Raw genomic sequence first — 20,035 nt, forward strand, 5'->3', positions numbered from 1 at the left:
ATCACCCTGTCGGCGGGGGCAGCCGGCGTCCGGTGAGCATCTCCAGTCCGACCGCCACGAACCGGTCGTGCTCGCCAACACCCCACCGTCTCAGCCCACTCGCCGCAGCGCGTTCGTCCGGACGCACCGTTCGGGTGCGTCCGATGCCCAGCACGCTCCAGCCGCCCGACGGCCCCATCTCGTCGGCCTCGAACGCGACCACCGCGGCCCTGGTCGCCGCGGCCAGCCGGCCGGCGCCGGACACCCGCAGCAGCACGGTCCGCCCCAGCAGCAGGAAGTACACCGGCAGCACCGACGGCAGGGCCCGGTCGCTGACCGCGATCCGGCCCAGCGGCACGGACGCCAGCAGCCGCAGGCACTCCGCGTCGTCCAACACGGCGAGCCCGGTCGAGTCGGTCCCCGTGGCAGACTGATCGAGACTCATGGGCCCATGGTCGACCGGAATCGGCCGCGGCGACAGCGACAAGAGGCCCATTCGGCCGGGACCTTCGACCCTGGGATGATCGGCTAATGGGACACGCACTGGTGTTGGGCGGCGGCGGACTGGCCGGCATCGCCTGGGAGATCGGACTGCTGGCCGGGCTGGAGGAGGCCGGTGTCGTCCTGCGGGACGCGGACCTGGTCGTCGGCACCTCGGCCGGCTCGGCGGTGGCCGCGCAGCTGGCCGGCGGGCTGCCGTTGGCGGAACTGCTGGCCCGCCAGGTGGATCCGGCCAAGCAGACGCCGGAGATCGCGGCCGACATCGACATGGAGAAGGTCGGCGAGCTGTTCGGCCTGGGGCAGGCGCCGACCGACCGGGCGGCGCTGCGGCGCCAGATCGGCCGGGTCGCGCTGCTGGCCGAGACGGTGGACGAGGCCAAGCGGCGCGCGGTGATCGAGGCCCGGGTGCCGGTCGACGCGTGGCCGTCGCAGCAGCGGCTGCTCATCGTCGCCGTGGACGCGAACACCGGCGAGGAACGGGTTTTCGACCGCGACAGCGGGGTGTCCCTGGTGGATGCGGTGGCGGCCAGCTGCGCGGTGCCGGCGGTGTGGCCCCCGGTCACCATCGGCGACACCCGCTACGTCGACGGCGGCGTGCGCAGCCCCGAGAACGCCGACCTGGCCGCCGGGCACGAGGTCGTGCTGGTGTTGCAGGCGATGGCGATGGAGGGCGTCGACGACCTCGCCGAGCAGGTGGAATCGTTGCGGTCACAGGGATCCACCGTGCTGGTGGTCGAGCCGGACGAGTCGGTGCTGGCGGCCATGGGCGCCAACCCGCTGGATCCGTCCGTCCGCACGCCCACCGCGACCGCCGCCCAGCGGCAGGGCCGGGCGCTGGCCGCGGAGATCGCCGCCTTCTGGCGCTGATCAACGGCCCCGTTCGGCGGACAGCCGAACCGCGGTGGCCGCTGTCACACTTGTCGTTCCGCGGCTTTCAGGAGGACCCGCCATGCTCGGTCTCCGTGCCCTCGCGCGCCTGTTCCGCCGGCGACCGGCTCGCCCGGTGATCCCCAACCAGCGGCTGGCCGAGGTGATCCCGCTGGCGCTGGCCGAGAAGGCCATGGCCGACGGGACCCCCACCCCGGACCAGGAGCTGATGCTGATGGCGGCGGGCAGCCCCGCCCATCTGGCCCGCCGCCACCCCAGCCTCGTCCGTCCACAGTGGAAGGCACGGTAGTCGACCCGCCGACGCAGGAGAGCGCGCGGCATCGGCTACCCGGGGGCCGAGCCGCGACGCCGAAGGCGGCACGAACTCAGCCGATCCGCTGCCGGACCAGGTCCGACTCCTTGAGCGGGTCCACGATGTCCAGGCCGCCGGGCGTGTTCGGGTTGGGGCGCAGCACGAAGGACTGCCGGCTGGACGGGTAGTTCGAGGACGAGAACAGCAGCGGCGCGGTCAGGCCGCCGGTGTCCACACCGGTCAGCTCGTGGAACGCCTTCTGCACCCCGGCCCGGGTCAGGTCGCCCTCGGCGCAGGCGCGCTTGAGGATCGCGCCGTAGCCGATGCCGACGACGTAGCCGTAGTCCACCGCCATCGACGGCTTTCCGTTGGGGTACTTGGCCTTGTACGCGACGGCCAGGTCCTCGGCGGCCGGCAGCTTGGCCCCGAACGGGGCGACCGAGGAGGACACCAGGACCAGCGCCTGGACGGCGGGACCGGCCGGGCTGGACAGCACCGACGGGTCGAAGCCGGGGTTGGACACCAGGAACGGCACGTTCAGCCCGGCCGCGGCGGCGGTGCCGACGGCCATCGCCGTCTGCTGCGGATAGGTGCTGATGGCCACGGCCTTGGCCCCGGCCGCCTTCAGCTGCCCGATCTCGGCGGTGAAGTCGGCCTTGTTGCCCGGCACCTCGATGGCCTTGAGCGTCAGCCCCAGCTTGTCGGCCACGAACTGGCTGCCCTTGAGGGCGTCGCCGCCGTACTCGGGGTCGTTGAGGTAGATGTGCCCGATGGTGTCGCCCTGGCGCAGCTTGCCCTGCTGCACCAGGTAGTCGAGGCTGTTGATCACGTCCAGGTCGTAGGTGGCCCCGACCACGACCATGTACGGGTTGCCCAGCAGGTCGCTGGACCAGGAGGTGGGCGCGGCCATCACCTGCTGCTGGAGCATGTCCGGGGTGATCCGGCTGGTGATCTCGCTGCCCACCACCTGGAGCAGGCCCAGCACGCTGGGCTCCATCTTGAAGTACAGCTGGGTGGCCTTGTTGGAGTCGAAGCCGGTGTCCTGCACGTCCAGCTCGATCCGCCGGCCGCAGATGCCGCCCTCGGCGTTCAGCTTGTCCACATACAGCTGGTTGCCCTGCACCACCGCCTCGCCCAGCGGGCCGAAGGGCCCCGACAGATCGCTGAGCACGCCCAGCCGGATCGTCTTGTCGGTGACGCCGATGCCGGTCTTCACGGCGGGAGCGGGCGTTCCGCAGGCGGCCACCACTGCCAGTGCGAGCAGTGACGCGATCGCTACGGAACGTGGCCCCAGGAAACGAGGTCTGTGGGGGAACACGGTACGAAGGTAGCTTGCGGACCGGCCGAGTCACGTTTGAGTACACCGGTTACCGGTGGTATTACTCCACTCGGCCGATCAAGCACCTCGGGTTCGGCTCAGCTGGCCCACTCCAACAGCGGCCGGCTGTGCTCCGGATTGCGCAGTTGCGCCAACGCGCCCTTCTCCAGCTGCCGGACCCGCTCGCGGGTCAGCCCGACCCGCTCGGCGACTTCCTGCAACGTGCGCGGGTTGCCGCCGTCCAGCCCGAACCGCAGGCTGACGATCAGCGCCTCACGCTGCGGCAACGTGTTCACCACCGCGCGCACCTGCTCGTTCATCGCCTCGCGCTCCAGCACCTCGCTGGCCCGCACCGACTCGGTGTCCTCGATGAGGTCCGAGATGCTGGTCTCGCCGTCCTCACCGACCGTGGCGTCCAGGCTGGTCGCCTCGCGGCTGGCGCGGCGCAGCTCGTCCACCCGCGCCACCGGCAGGCCCACCTCGTCGGCGATCTCCTGCGGCGAGGGCTCCCGGCCCAGCTTCAGGTTCAGCTGACGGTCCGCCTTGGCGATCTTGTTCACCTGCTCGACCACGTGGACGGGCAGCCGAATCACCCGCGAGGTCTCGGCGACCCCGCGCTCGATGGCCTGCCTGATCCACCACATCGCATAGGTGGAGAACTTGAAGCCCTTGGCGTAGTCGAACTTCTCGACCGCGCGGATCAGCCCCAGGTTGCCCTCCTGGATGACGTCCAGGAACGGCAGCCCGCGGTGGCTGTACTTGCGGGCGGTGGAGACCACCAGCCGCAGGTTGGCCCGAATCATGTGGTCCCGCGCCAGCTCGCCGTCCCTGGCCACCATGGCCAGGTCCGCACGGGTCCGTCCCCCCAGCTCGCCGGTCCGGAGCAGTTCGGCGGCGTACACGCCGGCCTCGATCCGCCGGGCCAGCGTCACCTCTTCCGGCGCCGTCAGCAGCGGGGTGGTCCCGATGTCGGCGAGGTAGTGGCGCACCAGGTCCTGGTCGCCGTCGGTCGCGGCCCGCTGCCGGGGCGTCCTGACCTCCGCCACGATGACCTCCTCACGTCAACGTCGGCCCGAGCGCGCAGGGCGGTTGCTCTGCTACGTTCGGAAGAGCGGATCCCGGGAGCCGGTCGGCCCCTCTCGGTGTGTCCGCAGTTCGTCCAACGCGAGAACGGGACGGTTAATTCCACGCAGCGTGACGCCGGTAGCCGACGTCGCCTACGTCACACCGCGTTCGACCGTCAGTTCCGGCTCTGCCGAACCCGCAGCAGCAGCTCGTCGACGCTGATCCCGTTGCTCACGGTGTCCGCACGGTGACGGCCCTCCGGCTCCGGCCGCACGACGCGGTCTGTTTGCGGCTCGGCCCATCCCGTGAAGTCGCTGTCCACGCTCATCTCAGGTTCCTTTCCCCGACCTCTGCCCCTTCTCTTACCCCCTCGACACGGATTTCACTCCAGAAATAAGGGTTCATGTATTTCTGATCACGTCTCGGGTGTCGAAACGGGAAACGAGGCGGGGCTGGGCGCACCTTCGGGCGCGCCGTTCCGGGCCGGCACGGGGGACACTGGTCCCGGAACGGCGTTCGGGTCGGCGGGGCGCCTGCGGGCGGCATTCGGGACTGCCGCCATCCGCGGATGTGAGGGGTCATCGACGCGGTCATCGCGGCTCGCTCGCCGCCGACCACTTCTCACAACGCGGGACGGCCCTGTTCTGTTCCCTCGACCTCGGTGTCGATCCGGGGCATCACCGGCAGGTTCTCCGGGCTGCCGGCCTGCTCGGGAATGAACAACGTCGGGGTGCCCGAAGGGGCGACCCCGCGACCTAACTCCGCGAGCCGGGCCCGCAGCAACGCCAACACGGGCTCGCGTTGCGCGTGCACGCATTCGTAACCCAACAACTGGTGCAGTTCGTGGGCGGTCAGGCTCAGGATTGCCTGGGCCAGCTCACCGAACGTGAGCCGGGTGTAGTCGCGGAGCGGAAGAGCCGCCGAGCTGTCGGGCATTGTGGGCACCTCCCCTGCCTCACTGGGCCGGTACCAGCAAGAATGCACCATGGCGATGCCCGAACGCGCGCCCGTTTAATCCCGGTTCACCCAGAACCACACGCTCGGCCTAGCGAAACCGGTGGTAATCACCCGAATGCCCTGCGTGGTCGCGGTACCGGACGCGCACGCAGAGTAGCCGTGGCAGGCTGGGGCGATGACGGTGACTGGTTGGGTCGCGCAACGGTTGCTGAAGCTGCCGCCGGCGACGGTGCGCAAGGTGATGGTCGAGCGGGACCTGCCGGTCCCCGCCGACGACGGTGTGACGCTGCTCGCGGACCACTGGGGGCCGGTCGGCGGCGGCACCGTGCCCACGGTCCTCGTGCGGTCTCCGTACGGCCGCCGTGGACCGCTGGGCTGGATGATGGGGCGGCTGCTGGCCGAGCGGGGCTTCCACGTGGTGATCGTCAGCTCCCGGGGCACCTTCGGCTCCGGCGGCGGCGAGTTCCGGGCCATGCGCCAGGAGCGGGCCGACGGGCACGCCGCGCTGCGCTGGCTGGCCGAGCGGCCGTGGTTCGACGGCTCCGTCGTGCTGGCCGGGGCCAGCTACCTCGGCTACACCCAGTGGGTCGTCGCCGCCGACGCTCCCGTGCCGGTCAAGGCCATGATCCCGCACGTCACCTCGTCCCGGCTGGCGTTGGCCTTCCTGCGGCCCGGCCGGATCGAGCTGGAGACCCTGCTGAGCTGGTCGGCCATGACCGCCACCCAGGAGCGGCGGTTCGCCCTCCTGCGGCGCTTGTTCGGCGGCGCCAAGCGGGTCGAGGCCGCCATGCGCACCCTGCCGCTGGTGGACGGCGACAAGGCCGCCCTGGGCCGGGAGTGGCCGTTCTACCAGGAATGCCTGCACCACGACCAGGACGACCCGTACTGGAAGGACGAGGACTTCAGCGCCTCGGTCGCCGACGTGAAGGTGCCGGTCAGCTCCATCGCCGGCTGGTACGACATCTTCCTGGCCGACCAGCTCCGCGACTACCAGGCCCTCGTCGCCGCCGGCCGGCCGCCGCGGCTGACCATCGGACCCTGGTACCACTCGCATCCCCAGGGCCTGGCCGCCTCGCTGTGGGAGACCGTGCGCTGGGCCGGTCCGCTCGCCCGGGGATCGAAGCCCGCCTACCGGGCCCCGGTGCGGCTGTTCGTGATGGGCGTCAAGCAGTGGCGGGAGTTCGACCAGTGGCCGCCCGCCGGGTACACGCCGCAGCGCTGGCACCTGTTGTCCGGCAACGCCCTCGGGCCCACCCCCGGCGGCTTCGACGTGCCCACCACCTTCACCTACGACCCGTCCGACCCCACCCCCTCGGTCGGCGGCGCGAAGCTGGAGGCCCGTGGCGCCGGGCCGGTCGACAACCGCCGGCTGGAGGCCCGCTCCGACGTCCTGACCTTCACCTCGCCCGTGCTGGAGGCCGACCTGGAGGTCATCGGCGAGGTCAGCGCCGAGGTGTGGCTGCGGGCCGACCGTCCCGCCTGCGACCTGTTCGTGCGCCTGTGCGACGTCGACCAGCGGGGCCGCTCCATCAACATCTGCGACGACCTGGTCAAGGTGCGGCCCGCCGGCATCACCAAGGTCACCGTCGACCTCTCCCCCACCGCCCACGTCTTCCGCCGCGGCCACCGCCTGCGCGTCCAGGTCTCCGCCGGCGCCTTCCCCCGCTTCGCCCGCAACCTCGGCGGCGACGACCCCGTGCCCACCGCCTCGATCCCGCACCGGACCACCGTCGAGATCTTCCACGACGCCGCCCACCCCTCAGCGATCCTCCTGCCCACCAAGTGATTCCTCCCCCGCGAAGGGACCGATCCTCACGTTGAACGTCAGGAAGGGCCCCTTCATGACGTTCGGTGTCATGAAGGGGCCCTTCCTGACGATGAACGAGAGGAAAGCTCCCTTCGCGCCCGGATTCCGGGGATTGTCAGGGTCGCGGAGCAGCATCGAGGCATGATCCGAGGAAACTGGGCAACCCGCGCCGACCACCTGCTGCGGGCGAGCCACGACGAAGTGATCAAGGTTTCGGAGCTGTGCAGGCTCGGTGTGCCCGAAGGCACGTCGTATCGCCGATGTCAGCCGGGCGGCCCATGGCGCTGGCTGCTACCCGGCATCGTGATGCTGTCCAACGGACGTCCCACGATGAGCCAGCGGGTTGCCGCGGCGCTGTTGCACGGCGGCCCACAGGCGATGGTGACCGGTACCGAGGCCGCTCGCCGGCACGGCCTGCGGCAGGTGCCCGACGGCGATGCGGTTCATCTGCTCCTGCCACACCAGAGCCGCGTGCGCAGTGCCGGGTTCGTGCACGTAGAACGAACGATCCACCTTCCGGTGAAGGTACTGCGTGAGGGCATACCACTCGCGCCGGTCGACCGAGCAGTCCTCGACGCCGTACGACGCTGGCGGGTCGCCGACCCGGTTCGCGCGTTGCTCACGGAGGCTGTCCAGCGTGGCCGATGCAGTCCGTCGGACCTGCTCGCCGAGCTGGACTCAGGCAGTCAACGCGGTACGGCGCTTCCGCGGCGAGTGCTGATGGAAGTCTGCGACGGCGCGAGGTCTGTGGCCGAGGCACACGCTCTGCGTCTGTGGCGCCGAGCGAAGCTGCCGAAGGCTACGTGGAATCACCCGGTGCACGGACCTGACGGCCGGTTCATCGCGGTCCCGGACGCCTGGTGCGACGACGTGGCGCTCGCCTGGGAGATCGACTCGTTCGAGTGGCACTCCGATGCCAAGGGCTACGCCCGAACCGTCGCGCGCAACACCCGATACGCCGGCGCTGGCATCGTGGTCGTCCAGACCCTGCCGTCCCGACTGCGCGACGATCCCGTTGGTGTGGTTTCGGACCTCAGAACCGCCTACGAAGCGGCGAAGGCAAGGCCAAGGCCGGCCGTCTCACTCGCTGACCCGCACGAGCCGGCATCGCCCGAAGCGCCCCGTCCCCACTAACCACCCACCGCCCTACTTGTGTCATGAAGGGCCCCATACTGACGTTGAACGTCAGTATGGGGCCCTTCATGACACAAAAATCAGGTGTGGCGGCGTTGGCCCGGCTCCTGGGTGGGTGGGGTCTGGTTCTTGGTGGGGAGGACGGGCTTGGGGAGGGTGGCGACCTCGTACTGGGCCAGGGTCAGGGGGCCGTGGGTGTCGGGCAGCACGGGCGGCGAGGCGGGCTTGTCGCCGAAGCGGAACGCCGACACCAGGTCGCCGAAGGTCTTGCGGCGCCAGGCGGAGATGTTGGGCTCCGGCACGCCGGTCAGCCGCTCCAGGAAGCGCAGGACCGAGGTGTGGTCGAAGGTCTCGCTGCTGACCCAGCCGCCCTGGGTCCACGGCGAGACGATGGTGGTGGGCACCCGGAAGCCGCCGCCGATGGGCAGGCCGCCGACGAACTCGTCGGGGGTGCCGGCAGCGGGCACGGGCGGGGGCACGTGGTCGAAGAGGCCGTCGTTCTCGTCGTAGGTGAGGATGAACGCGGTCTTGCGCCACACCTCGTGGTTGGCGGCGATGGCGTCGATCTTGGACGCGACGAAGGCGGCCCCGGCGGCGGGCAGGTAGTCGGGGTGCTCGGACTCCTTGGACGTGGGGATGATCCACGACACGGTGGGCAGCTGGTCGTTGATGGCGTCGTACTCGAACCTGCCGGCCGGGTACTTGACCATTCCGTTCTGCCACAAGGGGGAGTCAACACCGGCGGTCTGGTACTGCTTGAAGAACTCCAGGGCGTTGCAGCCGTAGTTGTCGGTCTGCTGGTAGACCCGCCAGCTGACGCCGGCCTCGGTCAGCCGCTCGGGATAGGTCTTCCACGTGTAGTTGACGCCGCTGTTGTCCAAGGCGGGCCCGCCGCCGAGGCCGTTGGGGTCGTTGGTGCCGGTCATCAGGTAGAACCGGTTGGGGTGGGTGGGCCCCATGATCGAGCAGAAGTAGCTGTCGCAGATGGTGAAGGCCTCGGCCAGCGCGAACTGGAAGGGGATGTCGGCGCGGGTGTAGTAGCCCATCACGTACGGCCCGTTGGCCCCGTCGGCCTTGCGGTGCGCGGGCAGCCAGTTGTCCATCTTGCCGCCGTTCCAGGCGTCGTGCTGGACGCTCCAGGCGTGGCTGGTGGACGGGATGGCCTGCGCGCTGCTCTTGCGCGTGTCGAGGTGGAAGGGCAGCAGGTAGCCGTCGGGGTTGACGCTGTCGGGCTGGTAGAAGACGGAGCGCCCGTTCGGTAACCGCAGCGCGTGCGGGTCGTTGAAGCCGCGCACCCCGGACATGGTGCCGAAGTAGTGGTCGAAGGAACGGTTCTCCTGCATCAGGATCACCACGTGCTCGATGTCCCGCAGCGAGCCGCGACGGTTCTCGGGCTCGGCCGCCATGGCCTTGAGCAGGTTGGGCGGCAGAATGGTGGACGTGAGCGCGGCGCCTGCGGCCGTGCCCAGCAAACGACGACGAGTCAGTTCAGCCACTCATGGCACGCTACCCGCGAGGGTGGCAAACTCCGGCCGAACTCTTCTTGCACGGCAAGGAAACGAGCGGTCAGCGGGAGTAGTTCACAGTGACGCCGACGAGATTGGCGTCGCGCAGGTTCGCCGAGGTCATCCGCGCGTCCACCACGTGAGCGTAGCTGAGGTTGGCCTGGCTGAGATCGGCGCCGGTGAGGTCGGCGCCGTCGAGCACCGACCAGCTGAGGTTGGCGCCGTTCAGATCGGCGCCGGACAGGTTGGCGTAGACCAAGCTGATGTTGGCGATCTCGGCGTATCTCAGGCACGTCCCGCGCAGGTCGACGACCGTGCCGAGGTCGTTGGCCGGGGTGCGCAGCCGCAGCGCGGAGAGTGCGGCCTGCACGTCGACGGCGACCTGCTGGTCGGGGCAGTGGCCGGAGCCGGCGGTCGATCGGATGAACGACGCGAGCTCGGTGGTCACGGCCGGCTGGTCGCCGGGCGAGTCCGCAGCGATCCGCTGCAAGGCCTGCGCGCCCTGGATCCGCTGGTCGATGTCCGAGGACCGCAATTCGCCCAGGGCGGCGGAAAACCGGCCCTGGATGGCCGTGTGGTCGACGCGGTCCCAGTACGAGGCGACGAGGATCCCGGCGGCCAGCACGCCGCTCACCGCGACGACTGCGGGCCAGCGGAATGTCCTCACGACGCCAGCTGCCCGCGTTCCAGTCGGCGCTGCCGGGCCAGCTCGGGGTCGAGCACGGGCACGGCGGCCAGCAGCGACTTGGTGTACGGGTGCGTGGGATTGTCGTACAGCGAGTCGGTCTCGCCGAGCTCCACCACGGCCCCCTTGCTCATCACGGCGACCCGGTCGCTGACCTGCCGCACCACGGCCAGGTCGTGGGCGACGAAGATCAGCGTGAGGTCGAACTCGGTCCGCAGCGAGGCTAGCAGCTTGATGATCTGGGCCTGTGTCGACACGTCGAGCGCGGACACCGGCTCGTCGCACACCAGCAGCTTGGGGCGCAGCCCGATGGCCCGGGCGATGCCGATGCGCTGCCGCTGCCCGCCGGAGAACTCGTGCGGGTAGCGGTCGATCCGGTCCGGGTCGAGGCCGACCAGCTCCAGCAGCTCGCGGACACGGGCTCTCGACGCGTCCTCGCCCTGCACGCGCAGCGGGTCGGCGATGCTGTCGCCGATGGTGCGCCGCGGGTTCAGCGAGGACACCGGGTCCTGGAACACCATCTGGAGCTCGCGCCGGACCGACGCCAACTCCTTGTCCGAGGCGATGTCGCGGCCGTCGAACAGGATCTGCCCGGACGTGGGCCGCAGCAGGCGGACGATCATCCGGGCCAGCGTCGTCTTGCCGCTGCCGCTCTCCCCCACGATCCCCAGCGCCTCGCCGCGCAGCACGTCCAGGGTGACGCCGTCGACGGCGTTCACCTTGCCGCGGTTGAGGAACGAGCCGACGCTGAACACCTGGTGCACGTCCTTGACCCGCACCAACGGTTCCCCGCCGAGGACCTTCGACTCCCGCGGCTGCTCCAGCCGCGGAATGGAGGCCACCAGTTCTCGCGTGTACGTGGCCGAGGGCTCGCCCAGCACCGATCCCGCCGGTCCGTGCTCCACGGCTTTCCCGTTCTGCATAACGAGAACGTCGTCGACGTTGCCGGCGGCGACCGCGAGGTCGTGGGTGACCAGGATGAGTGCCATCCCGGTCTCCTCGCGCAGATCGTGGATCAGGTCCAGGATCTGCGCCTGCACGGTCACATCCAGCGCGGTGGTCGGCTCGTCGGCCACCAGCACCTCGGGCGAGAGCGCCAGGGCCATGGCGATCAGGGCCCGCTGCCGCATGCCGCCGGAGAACTCGTGCGGATACGCGTTCACGCGCCGGGCGGCGTCGGGAATGCCGACCCGCTTGAGCACCTCGACCGCCCGGGTCCGGGCCGCGCGGCGGTCAACCTTGTTGTGCGCGCGGTACACCTCGACGATCTGGTCGCCGATGCTGAAGAACGGGTCCAAAGCGGACAGTGGGTCCTGGAACACCATGGCGATGCGGTCGCCGCGCAGCCGCCGCACCTGTTCGTCCGACGCCGCAAGCACATCCGTGCCCAGGACCTCGACCGCGCCGGTCACGGTCGCGTTGCCGCCGCGGTGCAGACCCAGCAGGGACAAGGCGGTCGCGCTCTTGCCGGAGCCCGACTCGCCGACGATGCCGAGCGCCCGGCCGGCCGCCAGCTCGAAGGACAGGCCGTCGACGGCGCGCACCGTGTCGCCCTCGGTGCGGAAGTCGATGACCAGATCCCGCACGGACACAACGGATTGACTCACGACACGCTCACCCTCTTGTCGACCGCCGCGTAGAGCAGGTCGGCGATCGTGTTGCACACCACGATGACAAAGCCGATGAGCAGCACCAGCCCGACCACCACCGGCAGGTCGATGTTGCGCACCGCCTGCACGGTGAGCTGGCCGATGCCGGGCAGGCCGAACACCGACTCGGTGAGCACCGACGAGGTGAGGATGCCGGCGACGTCCAGCGCCGCCAACGTGATCAGCGGGCTGAGGGCGCCGCGCAGCGCGTGCCGGCCGATCACCTGCCGCTCCGGCAGGCCATAGGCCCGGGCGGTGCGGATGTGGTCCTCGGCCAGGGTCTCCAGCATGCCGGCCCGCGACATCCGGACGTAGACCGGCATGGTGGTCAGGGCCAGCACGATCCACGGCAGGATCAGGTTCTGGGCCCACAGCAACGGATCCTGGTCCAGCGGCACCCAGGTCGGGAACGGGATCCACTGGAGGTAGACGCAGAAGACCATCAGCGCCAGCAGACCGGTGATGAAGATCGGCACCGCCAGGCCGCCGAGCACCAGCGCGTTCACCGTGTGGTCGACCCACCGGCCCCGGCGCAGCGCCGACAGCACGCCGATGCCGATGCCGAGGGTCAGCCACAGCGCTGCCGCGCCGACCACCAGCGAGCCGGAGACCGGCAGCCGGTCCAGGATCATCTGGAGCACCGGTTCGGTGTACTGGAAGGAATAGCCCAGGCACGGCGCCGCACAGTGCACAGTGGACGGTCCCATGCTGATGTCGCGTCCGGCGAACAACCCGACCAGGAAGTTCCAGTACTGCAGGTACAGCGGCTGGTCGAGGCCGAGGCCGTGCGAGATCACCGCCAGCCGGTCCGGCGTGCAGGCCTTGATGCCGCACACCAGCTGGGCCGGATTGGCCGGCATCAGGTAGAACAGCACGTACACCACCGCCGACATGATCAGCAGCACCGCCGCCGCGCCGCCGACGCGACGCACCGCGTAGCCGAGCACCTCAGCCCGCCTTCCTGGTCAGCCGGGTGGTGCGCGGGTCGAGCGCCACCCGGACCCCCTCACCCATCAACGTGAACGACAGCACGGTGAGGAACACCATGAACGCGGGGATCAGCACGTACATCACGTCGCTGCGGAACCACGTGGTCGCGGTGGACAACATCTGGCCCCACGACGAGGTCGGCGGCCGCACGCCGACGCCGAGAAAGGACAGCGCCGCCTCGGTGATCACGTTGGTCGGCAGCAACAGCGCCGCGTACGTGATCACCGGCGCGGCCAGGCCGGGCAGGATCTCCCGCCGGGCCACCCGGAACCCGCCGGCCCCGGACAACCGGGCCGCCGCGACGAAGTCCCTGGTGCGCAAGGACAAGGTCTGGGCCCTGCTGATGCGGGCGGTGCCGCCCCAGCCCAGCACACCGATCACCAGGGCCAGCAGCAGCGGCCGCGGGAAGCTGTCCGGCACGATCGTCAGCAGCGCCAACGAGAAGATGATGACCGGGAACGCGATGGCGATGTCGGCCAGCCGGGTCAGCACGGTGTCCAGCAGCTTGCCGCCCAGCCCGGCGGCCAGACCCACCACCACGCCGAGGAAAACCTGCACCACGGTCGCGGACACGGCCACCAGCAGGGAGATCTGCGCGCCCTGGGCGACCCGGGCGAACAGGTCGCGGCCGGTCTGCGGCTCCACGCCCAGCCAGTGCTGGCCGCTGATGCCGCCCAGCGGCCCGAGCGGCACTCCGCCCCGGGCCGAGTCGACCAGGTCGTTGTGGAAGGTGGAGATGTCCTGGCCCTCCAGCGCGGTCAGCACCGGGGCCAGGATCGCCAGCAGCACCAACAGGCCCGCCACGACCGCGCCGAACACGGCGGCGCGGTCGGTGCGGAACCGGTCGAGAAAAACCCGGAAACCCGGTCTGGCCTCGGTCACTTCACGGACACCTGGGACAGGTCGTAGACGCCGGTCCAGTCGCTGACGAAGGCGTTGCGCACGTTCTTGCCGTACAGCCGAAGCTGGGTGGTGTGGAACAGCGGCACCACCGGCGCCTGCTTCATGATCTGCGCGTCCAGCTGGCCCCACTGCTGGGCGGCCTGGTCGGGGTCGGTGATCTTGTTGATCTCGTCGATCTTGGCGTTGACGGCCTTGTCGTCGAAGTGCGCGGTGTTGAAGTTGCCGCCGCCGGCCAGGTACTGCCGGCCGTCGAAGATCGGCACCAGGAACGGCCCGCCGGACGGCCAGTCCGCGCCCCAGGCCTCGACCGCCACCTGCGGCTGGGTCGCCGGGTTGTTCACGGTCGTCCCGTAGCTGTCGTGGTCGATGCTCTGGAGCTTGACCGTGATGCCGGCCTTCTGCAACGCGTCCTGCACCGCGGTCGCGACCTTGGGGCCGTCCTGCTCGCTGTCGTCGGAGCGGTGGGCCAGCGTGACGGTCAGGCCGTTGGGGAAGCCGGCCTCGGCCAGCAGCTGCTTGGCCTTGGCCGGGTCGCCGTTGGCGCCAGCCGGGAAGTAGTCGAAGGCCTGGTAGCCCATGGTCTTGTTGTTGGGCAGGAAGGTCGTGGCCGGGTAGGCCAGCGAGCTGCCGCCGGCCGCGTTCACCGCCGACGTGCGGTCCACGGCGTAGCTGAACGCCTCACGGACCTTGATGTTGTCGAACGGGGCCTTGGTGTTGTCGAAGGCCAGGTAGAACGTGTACGGGAAGCCGCCCTTGGACACCCGCTTGGCCAGCTCCGGGTTGCTGTCGAGCTGGGCCAGCTCCGACGGGCCGAGGTCGGTGTCGGTGGTGACCGCGTTGGCGTCGTTGCCGGTGCCGGTGGAGATCCGCTGGTTGATCACGGCCGGGTCCAGGCCGTAGGTCGCCTCGATGCGGTCCGGGCAGGCCAGCCGGTTCGGGTCCACCGCCCGCGACCACTCGGTGTTGCGGACCAGGGCCATGCTCTTGCCCTTGTCGTACGTCTCGATCTTGTACGGGCCGCTGGAGATCGGGTGCTTCTCGTAGTCGGCCCCGGTGTCCTTGGCCTTGGGCACCGGCGCGAACTGCGTGGCCGTTGCCAGGTAAGGGAAATCGCCGTGCGGCGAGTTGAGGTGGAAGACGATGGTCTTCGCGTCCGGCGTCTCGATCGCCGCGATCCCGTTGGGGTCCTTGTAGGGGCCCTGGTAGTTCTGCGCACCGACCAGCCAGTCGTGCAGGTAGGGCGCGCCGCCGGGCAGTTCCGCGGCGAAGCCGCGCTCGATGCCGTACTTGACGTCGGCCGAGGTGATCGGCGTGCCGTCCTCGAACGTCAGGCCGTCGCGCAGGTGGTAGGTCCACACCGTGGCGTCGGCGTTGGGCTCGCCGGTGTCGGTGGCCAGGTCCGGCGCGACCTTCGCGCCGTCCGCGCCGGCCTTGCGGGTTCTGGTGGTCAGCGTCCGGAACAGCAGCGACGGGATGTTGCCGCCGCCGGAGGTGTAGAGCCGGGCCGGGTCCAGGTGCGAGCCGGCGTCGCTCTGGTTGAGGACCTCCAGCGTGCCGCCCTGACAGGTGCCGGGATCGAACGGGGCGGTGCTGGCGCTCTGGCTGCCACCGCCGCACGCGGTCGCCGTGCCGGCCAGTAACAGGCCGGCCACCAACAGGGACGGTCGTCGCCAGGTCATGGGTGTTCCCCCACCTCGAACTCGTTCTGTGCACGGATCGTCGCAGACCCTAGCCGCCGACGACATCCGTCGATCGACGGTCCACCCCTTGAGACACAGGCCTCTTGCAACTATGTTGCAGTAAGGACCGAAACCGGGGAGGGCCCATGACCAGCACCGATATCGTCGATCCCGCCGTCGCGGCGGCCTGGCTGCGCCGCTGGGACGTGCAGCAGGAGCGCTACATCGCCGATCGAGAGCTGCGTTTCACAGTGATCGGCGACGTCCTGGCGGACACGCTCAGCCAGCACTCGTCGCCCACCGTGCTCGACCTGGGCTGCGGCCCCGGCTCGCTGGCCACCCGGCTGTCGGAGCGGCTGCCCGCCGCCCACTTCGTGGGAATCGACACCGACCCGCTGCTGCTGGCCTTCGCCCGCGCCACCGTGCCGCCGGCGGTGCGCCTGGTCGAGGCCCGACTCGGCGTGCCAGGGTGGACGGATTCGCTGGACCTCGCCGGAAAGGTGCAGGCCGCGGTGTCCACCACGGCGTTGCACTGGCTGTCCGAAGACGGTCTGCGCCAGCTCTACCGGGACCTGGCCGACCTGCTGGAGCCCGGTGGCGTGCTGGTCAACGGGGATCACTTCGTGGACGAGCAGACCCGGCTGCACGAGCTGCAGAAGGTGGTGCGCCGGAGCCGCGAGGGCCGGCAGGGCGTGACCGAGAACGAGGACTGGCAGCAGTGGTGGGCCGCCGTCGAGGCCGAGGAAACGTTTGCCGACCTGCTGGCCCAGCGGCGCGAGCGGGCCGTGCCGGCGCACGACCACGGCGTCGGCGCCCGACTGGACGTGCACCTGAAGTTGCTCCGGGAAGCTGGTTTCCGCGAGATCGGCACGGTCTGGCAGTCGGGTGATGATCGGGTGCTGGTGGCCGTCCGCTAGTTGAAAACGTTCTCGATCGTCGCCTAGGTTGCTGCTCATGAGCGAGCTGATCACCTTGGCGGCGAACGGGACGGGTCTGGTCGTGGAGGCCGGCCCCGGGCTGCCCCGAGTGCTGCACTGGGGAGCCGACCTGGGGCCGGTCGACGGCGACTTCGTGCTCGCCGCCGCGCCGGGCGTGCCGCCGAGCTCCACGGACTCCCCGATCCGGCTGACCCTGCTGCCGTCCGAACAGGAGGGCTGGCTCGGGCGGCCGAGCACGGCCGGGCACCGCGAGGGCGCCTGGCCGCACGTGCGGCCTGAGCTGATCGCGCCGGTCGCCGTGGACGGCAACTCGCTCAGCTTCACCGCCGCCGATCCCGTTGCCGGCGTTGAGTTCCACGTCGAACTGCACCTCGACCCGCAGGGCGTGCTGCGGGTGCGGCACGAGGTTGTGAACACCGGGGCCGACACGTGGACCGTGGACGCCTTGCGGCTGCTGCTGCCGGTCCCCGCGCACGCCACCGAACTACTCGACCTCACCGGCCGCTGGTGCCGCGAGCGGTCGCCGCAGCGCAGCCCGTTCCTGCACGGCCTGCGGGCGCGGGAGAGCCGGCGCGGCCGCACCGGTCACGACGCGACCGGGCTGCTGGTCGCCGGCACCGACGGTTTCGGCTTCCGGCACGGCGAAGTGTGGGGCGTGCACCTGGCCTGGAGCGGCAACCACGAGCACTTCGCCGAGCGGCTGGCCGAGGGCGTCGGCGTACTCGGCGCGTCGGAACTGCTTGGCCCCGGCGAAATCCGACTCGCCCCCGGTGAGGCTTATGCCACCCCGTGGGCGTTTTTCGTGTGGTCCGACCAAGGTTTGGACGGGCTGTCCGAGCGTCTGCACGCCTGGATGCGCGCCCGCCCGTCGCATCCGACCACGCCGCGGCCGGTCGTGCTCAACACCTGGGAAGCCGTCTACTTCAACCATGATCTCGACCGGCTCAAGGCCCTGGCCGACCGGGCGGCCGAGATCGGCGTCGAGCGTTTTGTGCTGGACGACGGCTGGTTCCTGCACCGCCGCGACGACTCCGCCGGCCTCGGCGACTGGTTCGTCGACCCGACGGTGTGGCCGGACGGCCTGTCCCCGCTGGTGGATTACGTGCGGGGCAAGGGAATGCAGTTCGGGCTGTGGTTCGAGCCGGAGATGGTCAACCCCGACTCCGACCTGGCCCGCGCCCATCCGGACTGGCTGCTCGTGGCCGAGAACCGCCCGGCCCGGCCGTGGCGGCGGCAGCAGGTGCTCGACCTGGCCAAGCCCGAGGTGTACGGCTATCTGTTGGAGCGCCTGGATTCCCTCGTCACCGAGTACGCCATCGACTACATCAAGTGGGACCACAACCGGGACCTGCTGGAGGCCGTGCCCGGCGTGCACGGCCAGACCCTCGCCGTCTACCGGCTGCTGGACGAGCTGCGCTCGCGGCACCCGGCCCTGGAGATCGAGTCCTGCTCGTCGGGCGGGGCCCGGGTCGACCTGGGCATCCTGGCCCACACCGACCGGGTGTGGGCGTCGGACACCAACGATGCCGTTGAGCGGCAACGGATCCAGCGCTGGATGGGGCTGCTCGTGCCGCCGGAGCTGATCGGCAGCCACGTCGGGCCGCCGCACGCCCACACCACCGGCCGGGTCGCCGAGCTGCCATTCCGCTGCGCCACCGCGCTGTTCGACCACGCCGGCCTGGAGTGGGACCTCACCGGCCTGTCCGAGGACGAGCTGGCCCAGCTCACCGCCTGGATCGCCGCATACAAGCGACTACGGCCCCTGCTGCACGGCGGCGTGACCGTGCGGGCCGACCACACCGACCACGGCTCGCTCGTGCACGGCGTCGTCGGCGACGACCAGGCCGTTTTCGCCTACGTGCGCCTGGAAACCTCCCCCGACGCCGTGCCGGCCCGGCTCCGCTTCCCCGGCCTCGACCCCGTCCGCCGCTACACGCTCCGCGCCCTGCCCGAGGTCGCCCCCGACGCCGGCCGCTTCGCCCAGCAGACCCCGTGGGTGGCCAAGGGCCTCACCCTCACCGGCGCCGTCCTGACCCAGGTCGGCGTCCAGCCCCCGCTCCTGGGCCCCGGCCAGGCCATGGTCTTCGAACTCACCGCCGACTGAGTCAGGCCGGGCGGGCCGGATCGGTGACCAGCAACGGATTGCCCTCGGCCAGCCCGGTCAGCACGGCCGCGGTGCTCGTCTCGAGCATCGCGGCCTTCTCCCGCTCCGACACCCCCACCGCTTGCAGGAACTGGACCTTGCCGTTGGGGGTGTCGATCTCCCCCAGCTGAGGGTCGAGCGTCAGGGCGTAGACGGTCAGCCCGCTCGGCGGGGCGTCGGGCAGGTGCGGGTGGCCGGTGATCGGCTGCCGCAGGTCGATGCGGTGCCCGGGTTCGAGCAGGACCTTGTTGGTGTTGACGTGCTTGGCCAGCTCGTTGAGCATGCCGAACGGCCACTGCGGGGCCTCGGCCTCCGCGCCCCGCACGACCCGGCAGGTGAGCTCGAATCCCCAGCCCGACCACTCCGGGTCGTCCTCGGGGCCGGGTTGGTACAGCTCGCTCAGGCCGTAGCTGACGTAGTGCCAGTGCCCGTCGGCCGGATACGCCGAGCAGCCCTGCAGGCCCATGCCCCCAAGCATCGGCGGCGGCGTGTAACCGACGTGCCGCGGCGTCACCTCGGGGTACAGCGGGGCCAGGGCCGCGTCGATGGCGTCCCACCCCGGCGCGTCGTTCTCCGTCATCCCCCCATCATCGCCGACCGAAACCCCCGCGAGGCATCACGCCGGTCACGCTCGGGGTCAGACCGGGCCGGGAGGACCACCGCCTACATCCTCACTGTCACGCTCTCCGGCACACCGAATGGAGGTTTCGAGCAGATCTTGGACCCGAGTCTCACTTCTGCCGGAAACTCGCATTCGGTGTGTCCCAGAGCGTGACTCGCCGGGGTTGACGGGGGGTTCACCGGCTCGTAACCTGGTGCCGCCGCGCATGAAAAGGTTTACATATCCGATTCACGCTCGGAGGGATCATGGTTCGTCGTCCACTGTGGATAGTCACCATCGCGATCTCCCTGCTGGCCGCGGTCTTCCTGGCGCCCACGACGCAGGCGGCCCCCAAGGGCAACCCCTACAACGACCCGAACCTCGTCTCCATGTTCGACGGCAAGACCCTCGACGGCTGGACGGCGCAGAAGGACGGCCAGTGGTCGGCCAAGGACGGCGTCATCCACGGCAACGGCACCTCGCGGGGCTGGCTGTACTACAACAAGCAGCAGGTCGGCACCTTCCGCTGGATCTTCAACGTCCGGCAGGTGAAGGGCAACCACGCGCCGACGGTGCTGATCTGGGGCACCACCAACCCGATCCGCGACGCGCTGAGCGCCATCCAGTTCCAGCCGCCCAACGGCGGCCACTGGGACTACCGCCCCGGCAAGAACAACGGCGGCGGCAGCCTGTTCAAGCAGCTCCCGCACACCAAGTGGGACGTCAGGACCTGGAGCCAGTGCGAGCTGATCGGCAACCAGGCCACCGGCGTGGCCAGGATGGCCTGCTGCCCGCTCAAGGCCGGCGCCGCCACCTGCAAGGGCGCCGAGGTGCTGGACTTCACCGACAAGACGGCCGGCCAGGTCGGCCCGCTGGCGCTTCAGGTGCACAACAGCGGCATCCAGGACGAGTACCGCGGCCTGTACGTCGAGTCCCCGGTCGTGACCAGCCCGGACAAGTTCATCACCACCGGCTGAAAAAGCGTTCGCCACGGGCGCGCC

At 70.3% G+C, this 20,035-nt stretch carries 19 protein-coding genes; 7 read left to right on the forward strand and 12 right to left on the reverse strand.

Annotated features, from left to right (window positions below; all coding sequences use genetic code 11):
• Position 1: 1 nt before the first annotated feature.
• A complete protein-coding gene (locus ACIG5F_RS36970; protein WP_396524656.1) occupies positions 2-424 on the reverse strand; it encodes a pyridoxamine 5'-phosphate oxidase family protein in 423 nt (140 codons plus the stop codon).
• Between the two features lie 86 nt (positions 425-510).
• Between ACIG5F_RS36970 and ACIG5F_RS36975 the strand changes: the two genes are divergently transcribed.
• Positions 511-1,347, forward strand: a complete 837-nt coding sequence (locus ACIG5F_RS36975; protein ID WP_396524657.1) for a patatin-like phospholipase family protein — start codon at positions 511-513, stop codon at positions 1,345-1,347.
• Between the two features lie 82 nt (positions 1,348-1,429).
• Complete coding sequence (locus ACIG5F_RS36980; protein ID WP_396524658.1) at positions 1,430-1,657, forward strand: hypothetical protein; 228 nt, start codon at positions 1,430-1,432, stop codon at positions 1,655-1,657.
• 76 nt (positions 1,658-1,733) lie between these two features.
• Here ACIG5F_RS36980 and ACIG5F_RS36985 read toward each other — a convergent pair whose 3' ends face one another.
• The 4 genes from ACIG5F_RS36985 to ACIG5F_RS37000 all read right to left on the reverse strand — a co-directional run bounded on the left by ACIG5F_RS36985 (position 1,734) and on the right by ACIG5F_RS37000 (position 4,979).
• Positions 1,734-2,876 carry an ABC transporter substrate-binding protein gene (locus ACIG5F_RS36985; RefSeq protein WP_396524659.1) on the reverse strand — a complete coding sequence of 381 codons (1,143 nt, stop codon included), beginning with the start codon at positions 2,874-2,876 and terminating at the stop codon, positions 1,734-1,736.
• A gap of 200 nt (positions 2,877-3,076) precedes the next feature.
• Positions 3,077-4,024, reverse strand: a complete 948-nt coding sequence (locus ACIG5F_RS36990; RefSeq protein WP_396524660.1) for a sigma-70 family RNA polymerase sigma factor — start codon at positions 4,022-4,024, stop codon at positions 3,077-3,079.
• A gap of 194 nt (positions 4,025-4,218) precedes the next feature.
• Entirely contained in the window at positions 4,219-4,371 is a 153-nt protein-coding gene (locus ACIG5F_RS36995; protein ID WP_396524661.1) for a hypothetical protein, read from the reverse strand.
• A 293-nt stretch (positions 4,372-4,664) separates the two neighbouring features.
• Positions 4,665-4,979: a hypothetical protein gene (locus tag ACIG5F_RS37000; RefSeq protein ID WP_396524662.1), complete on the reverse strand. Its 315-nt coding sequence runs from the start codon at positions 4,977-4,979 to the stop codon at positions 4,665-4,667.
• 196 nt (positions 4,980-5,175) lie between these two features.
• Between ACIG5F_RS37000 and ACIG5F_RS37005 the strand changes: the two genes are divergently transcribed.
• Positions 5,176-6,786, forward strand: coding sequence for a CocE/NonD family hydrolase (locus ACIG5F_RS37005; protein ID WP_396524663.1), 1,611 nt, complete (start codon positions 5,176-5,178; stop codon positions 6,784-6,786).
• 162 nt (positions 6,787-6,948) lie between these two features.
• Positions 6,949-7,941 (forward strand): hypothetical protein, encoded by a 993-nt coding sequence (locus ACIG5F_RS37010; protein WP_396524664.1) that lies wholly within the window; start codon positions 6,949-6,951, stop codon positions 7,939-7,941.
• Between the two features lie 80 nt (positions 7,942-8,021).
• On the opposite strand, the gene ACIG5F_RS37015 is transcribed toward ACIG5F_RS37010, so the two are convergent.
• The 6 genes from ACIG5F_RS37015 to ACIG5F_RS37040 form a co-directional block, all read right to left on the reverse strand.
• The gene (locus tag ACIG5F_RS37015; RefSeq protein WP_396524665.1) at positions 8,022-9,437 is read right to left on the reverse strand and encodes an alkaline phosphatase family protein; all 1,416 of its coding nucleotides are present in this window, start codon (positions 9,435-9,437) and stop codon (positions 8,022-8,024) included.
• A gap of 70 nt (positions 9,438-9,507) precedes the next feature.
• A complete protein-coding gene (locus ACIG5F_RS37020; RefSeq protein WP_396524666.1) occupies positions 9,508-10,113 on the reverse strand; it encodes a pentapeptide repeat-containing protein in 606 nt (201 codons plus the stop codon).
• On the reverse strand, positions 10,110-11,738 hold the full coding sequence (locus ACIG5F_RS37025; RefSeq protein ID WP_396524667.1) for an ABC transporter ATP-binding protein: 1,629 nt from the start codon (positions 11,736-11,738) through the stop codon (positions 10,110-10,112). Before ACIG5F_RS37025 ends, ACIG5F_RS37020 begins: the two co-directional genes overlap by 4 nt.
• Positions 11,735-12,727, reverse strand: a complete 993-nt coding sequence (locus tag ACIG5F_RS37030; RefSeq protein WP_396524668.1) for an ABC transporter permease — start codon at positions 12,725-12,727, stop codon at positions 11,735-11,737. The genes ACIG5F_RS37025 and ACIG5F_RS37030 overlap by 4 nt, the downstream gene beginning before the upstream one ends.
• 1 nt (position 12,728) lies before the next feature.
• On the reverse strand, positions 12,729-13,652 hold the full coding sequence (locus ACIG5F_RS37035; protein ID WP_396524669.1) for an ABC transporter permease: 924 nt from the start codon (positions 13,650-13,652) through the stop codon (positions 12,729-12,731).
• Positions 13,649-15,352, reverse strand: coding sequence for an ABC transporter substrate-binding protein (locus tag ACIG5F_RS37040; RefSeq protein ID WP_396524670.1), 1,704 nt, complete (start codon positions 15,350-15,352; stop codon positions 13,649-13,651). The genes ACIG5F_RS37035 and ACIG5F_RS37040 overlap by 4 nt, the downstream gene beginning before the upstream one ends.
• Before the next feature lie 146 nt (positions 15,353-15,498).
• Here ACIG5F_RS37040 and ACIG5F_RS37045 point away from each other — a divergent pair, with 146 nt between their 5' ends.
• Complete coding sequence (locus tag ACIG5F_RS37045) at positions 15,499-16,269, forward strand: class I SAM-dependent methyltransferase (protein WP_396524671.1); 771 nt, start codon at positions 15,499-15,501, stop codon at positions 16,267-16,269.
• Positions 16,270-16,306: 37 nt separating this feature from the next.
• The gene (locus tag ACIG5F_RS37050) at positions 16,307-18,394 is read left to right on the forward strand and encodes an alpha-galactosidase (RefSeq protein WP_396524672.1); all 2,088 of its coding nucleotides are present in this window, start codon (positions 16,307-16,309) and stop codon (positions 18,392-18,394) included.
• Position 18,395: 1 nt separating this feature from the next.
• Here ACIG5F_RS37050 and ACIG5F_RS37055 read toward each other — a convergent pair whose 3' ends face one another.
• The gene (locus ACIG5F_RS37055; protein ID WP_396524673.1) at positions 18,396-19,013 is read right to left on the reverse strand and encodes a suppressor of fused domain protein; all 618 of its coding nucleotides are present in this window, start codon (positions 19,011-19,013) and stop codon (positions 18,396-18,398) included.
• Between the two features lie 287 nt (positions 19,014-19,300).
• On the opposite strand from ACIG5F_RS37055, the gene ACIG5F_RS37060 reads away from it, so the two are divergent.
• On the forward strand, positions 19,301-20,011 hold the full coding sequence (locus ACIG5F_RS37060; RefSeq protein ID WP_396524674.1) for a DUF1080 domain-containing protein: 711 nt from the start codon (positions 19,301-19,303) through the stop codon (positions 20,009-20,011).
• Positions 20,012-20,035 lie beyond the last annotated feature (24 nt).

This window comes from Kutzneria sp. NPDC052558 (assembly GCF_044547355.1).
In the GTDB taxonomy this organism is placed as follows: Bacteria; Actinomycetota; Actinomycetes; order Mycobacteriales; family Pseudonocardiaceae; genus Kutzneria.

What these genes read in the sequence shown, in the direction of transcription:
- ACIG5F_RS36975 (WP_396524657.1), top strand. Translation starts at nt 511, where the DNA reads ATGGGACACGCACTGGTGTTGGGCGGCGGCGGACTGGCCGGCATCGCC.
- ACIG5F_RS36970 (WP_396524656.1), bottom strand. Translation starts at nt 424, where the DNA reads ATGAGTCTCGATCAGTCTGCCACGGGGACCGACTCGACCGGGCTCGCC.
- ACIG5F_RS37000 (WP_396524662.1), bottom strand. Translation starts at nt 4,979, where the DNA reads ATGCCCGACAGCTCGGCGGCTCTTCCGCTCCGCGACTACACCCGGCTC.
- ACIG5F_RS36980 (WP_396524658.1), top strand. Translation starts at nt 1,430, where the DNA reads ATGCTCGGTCTCCGTGCCCTCGCGCGCCTGTTCCGCCGGCGACCGGCT.
- ACIG5F_RS37045 (WP_396524671.1), top strand. Translation starts at nt 15,499, where the DNA reads ATGACCAGCACCGATATCGTCGATCCCGCCGTCGCGGCGGCCTGGCTG.
- ACIG5F_RS37060 (WP_396524674.1), top strand. Translation starts at nt 19,301, where the DNA reads ATGGTTCGTCGTCCACTGTGGATAGTCACCATCGCGATCTCCCTGCTG.
- ACIG5F_RS37005 (WP_396524663.1), top strand. Translation starts at nt 5,176, where the DNA reads ATGACGGTGACTGGTTGGGTCGCGCAACGGTTGCTGAAGCTGCCGCCG.
- ACIG5F_RS37050 (WP_396524672.1), top strand. Translation starts at nt 16,307, where the DNA reads ATGAGCGAGCTGATCACCTTGGCGGCGAACGGGACGGGTCTGGTCGTG.
- ACIG5F_RS37055 (WP_396524673.1), bottom strand. Translation starts at nt 19,013, where the DNA reads ATGACGGAGAACGACGCGCCGGGGTGGGACGCCATCGACGCGGCCCTG.
- ACIG5F_RS37010 (WP_396524664.1), top strand. Translation starts at nt 6,949, where the DNA reads ATGATCCGAGGAAACTGGGCAACCCGCGCCGACCACCTGCTGCGGGCG.
- ACIG5F_RS37040 (WP_396524670.1), bottom strand. Translation starts at nt 15,352, where the DNA reads ATGACCTGGCGACGACCGTCCCTGTTGGTGGCCGGCCTGTTACTGGCC.
- ACIG5F_RS36995 (WP_396524661.1), bottom strand. Translation starts at nt 4,371, where the DNA reads ATGAGCGTGGACAGCGACTTCACGGGATGGGCCGAGCCGCAAACAGAC.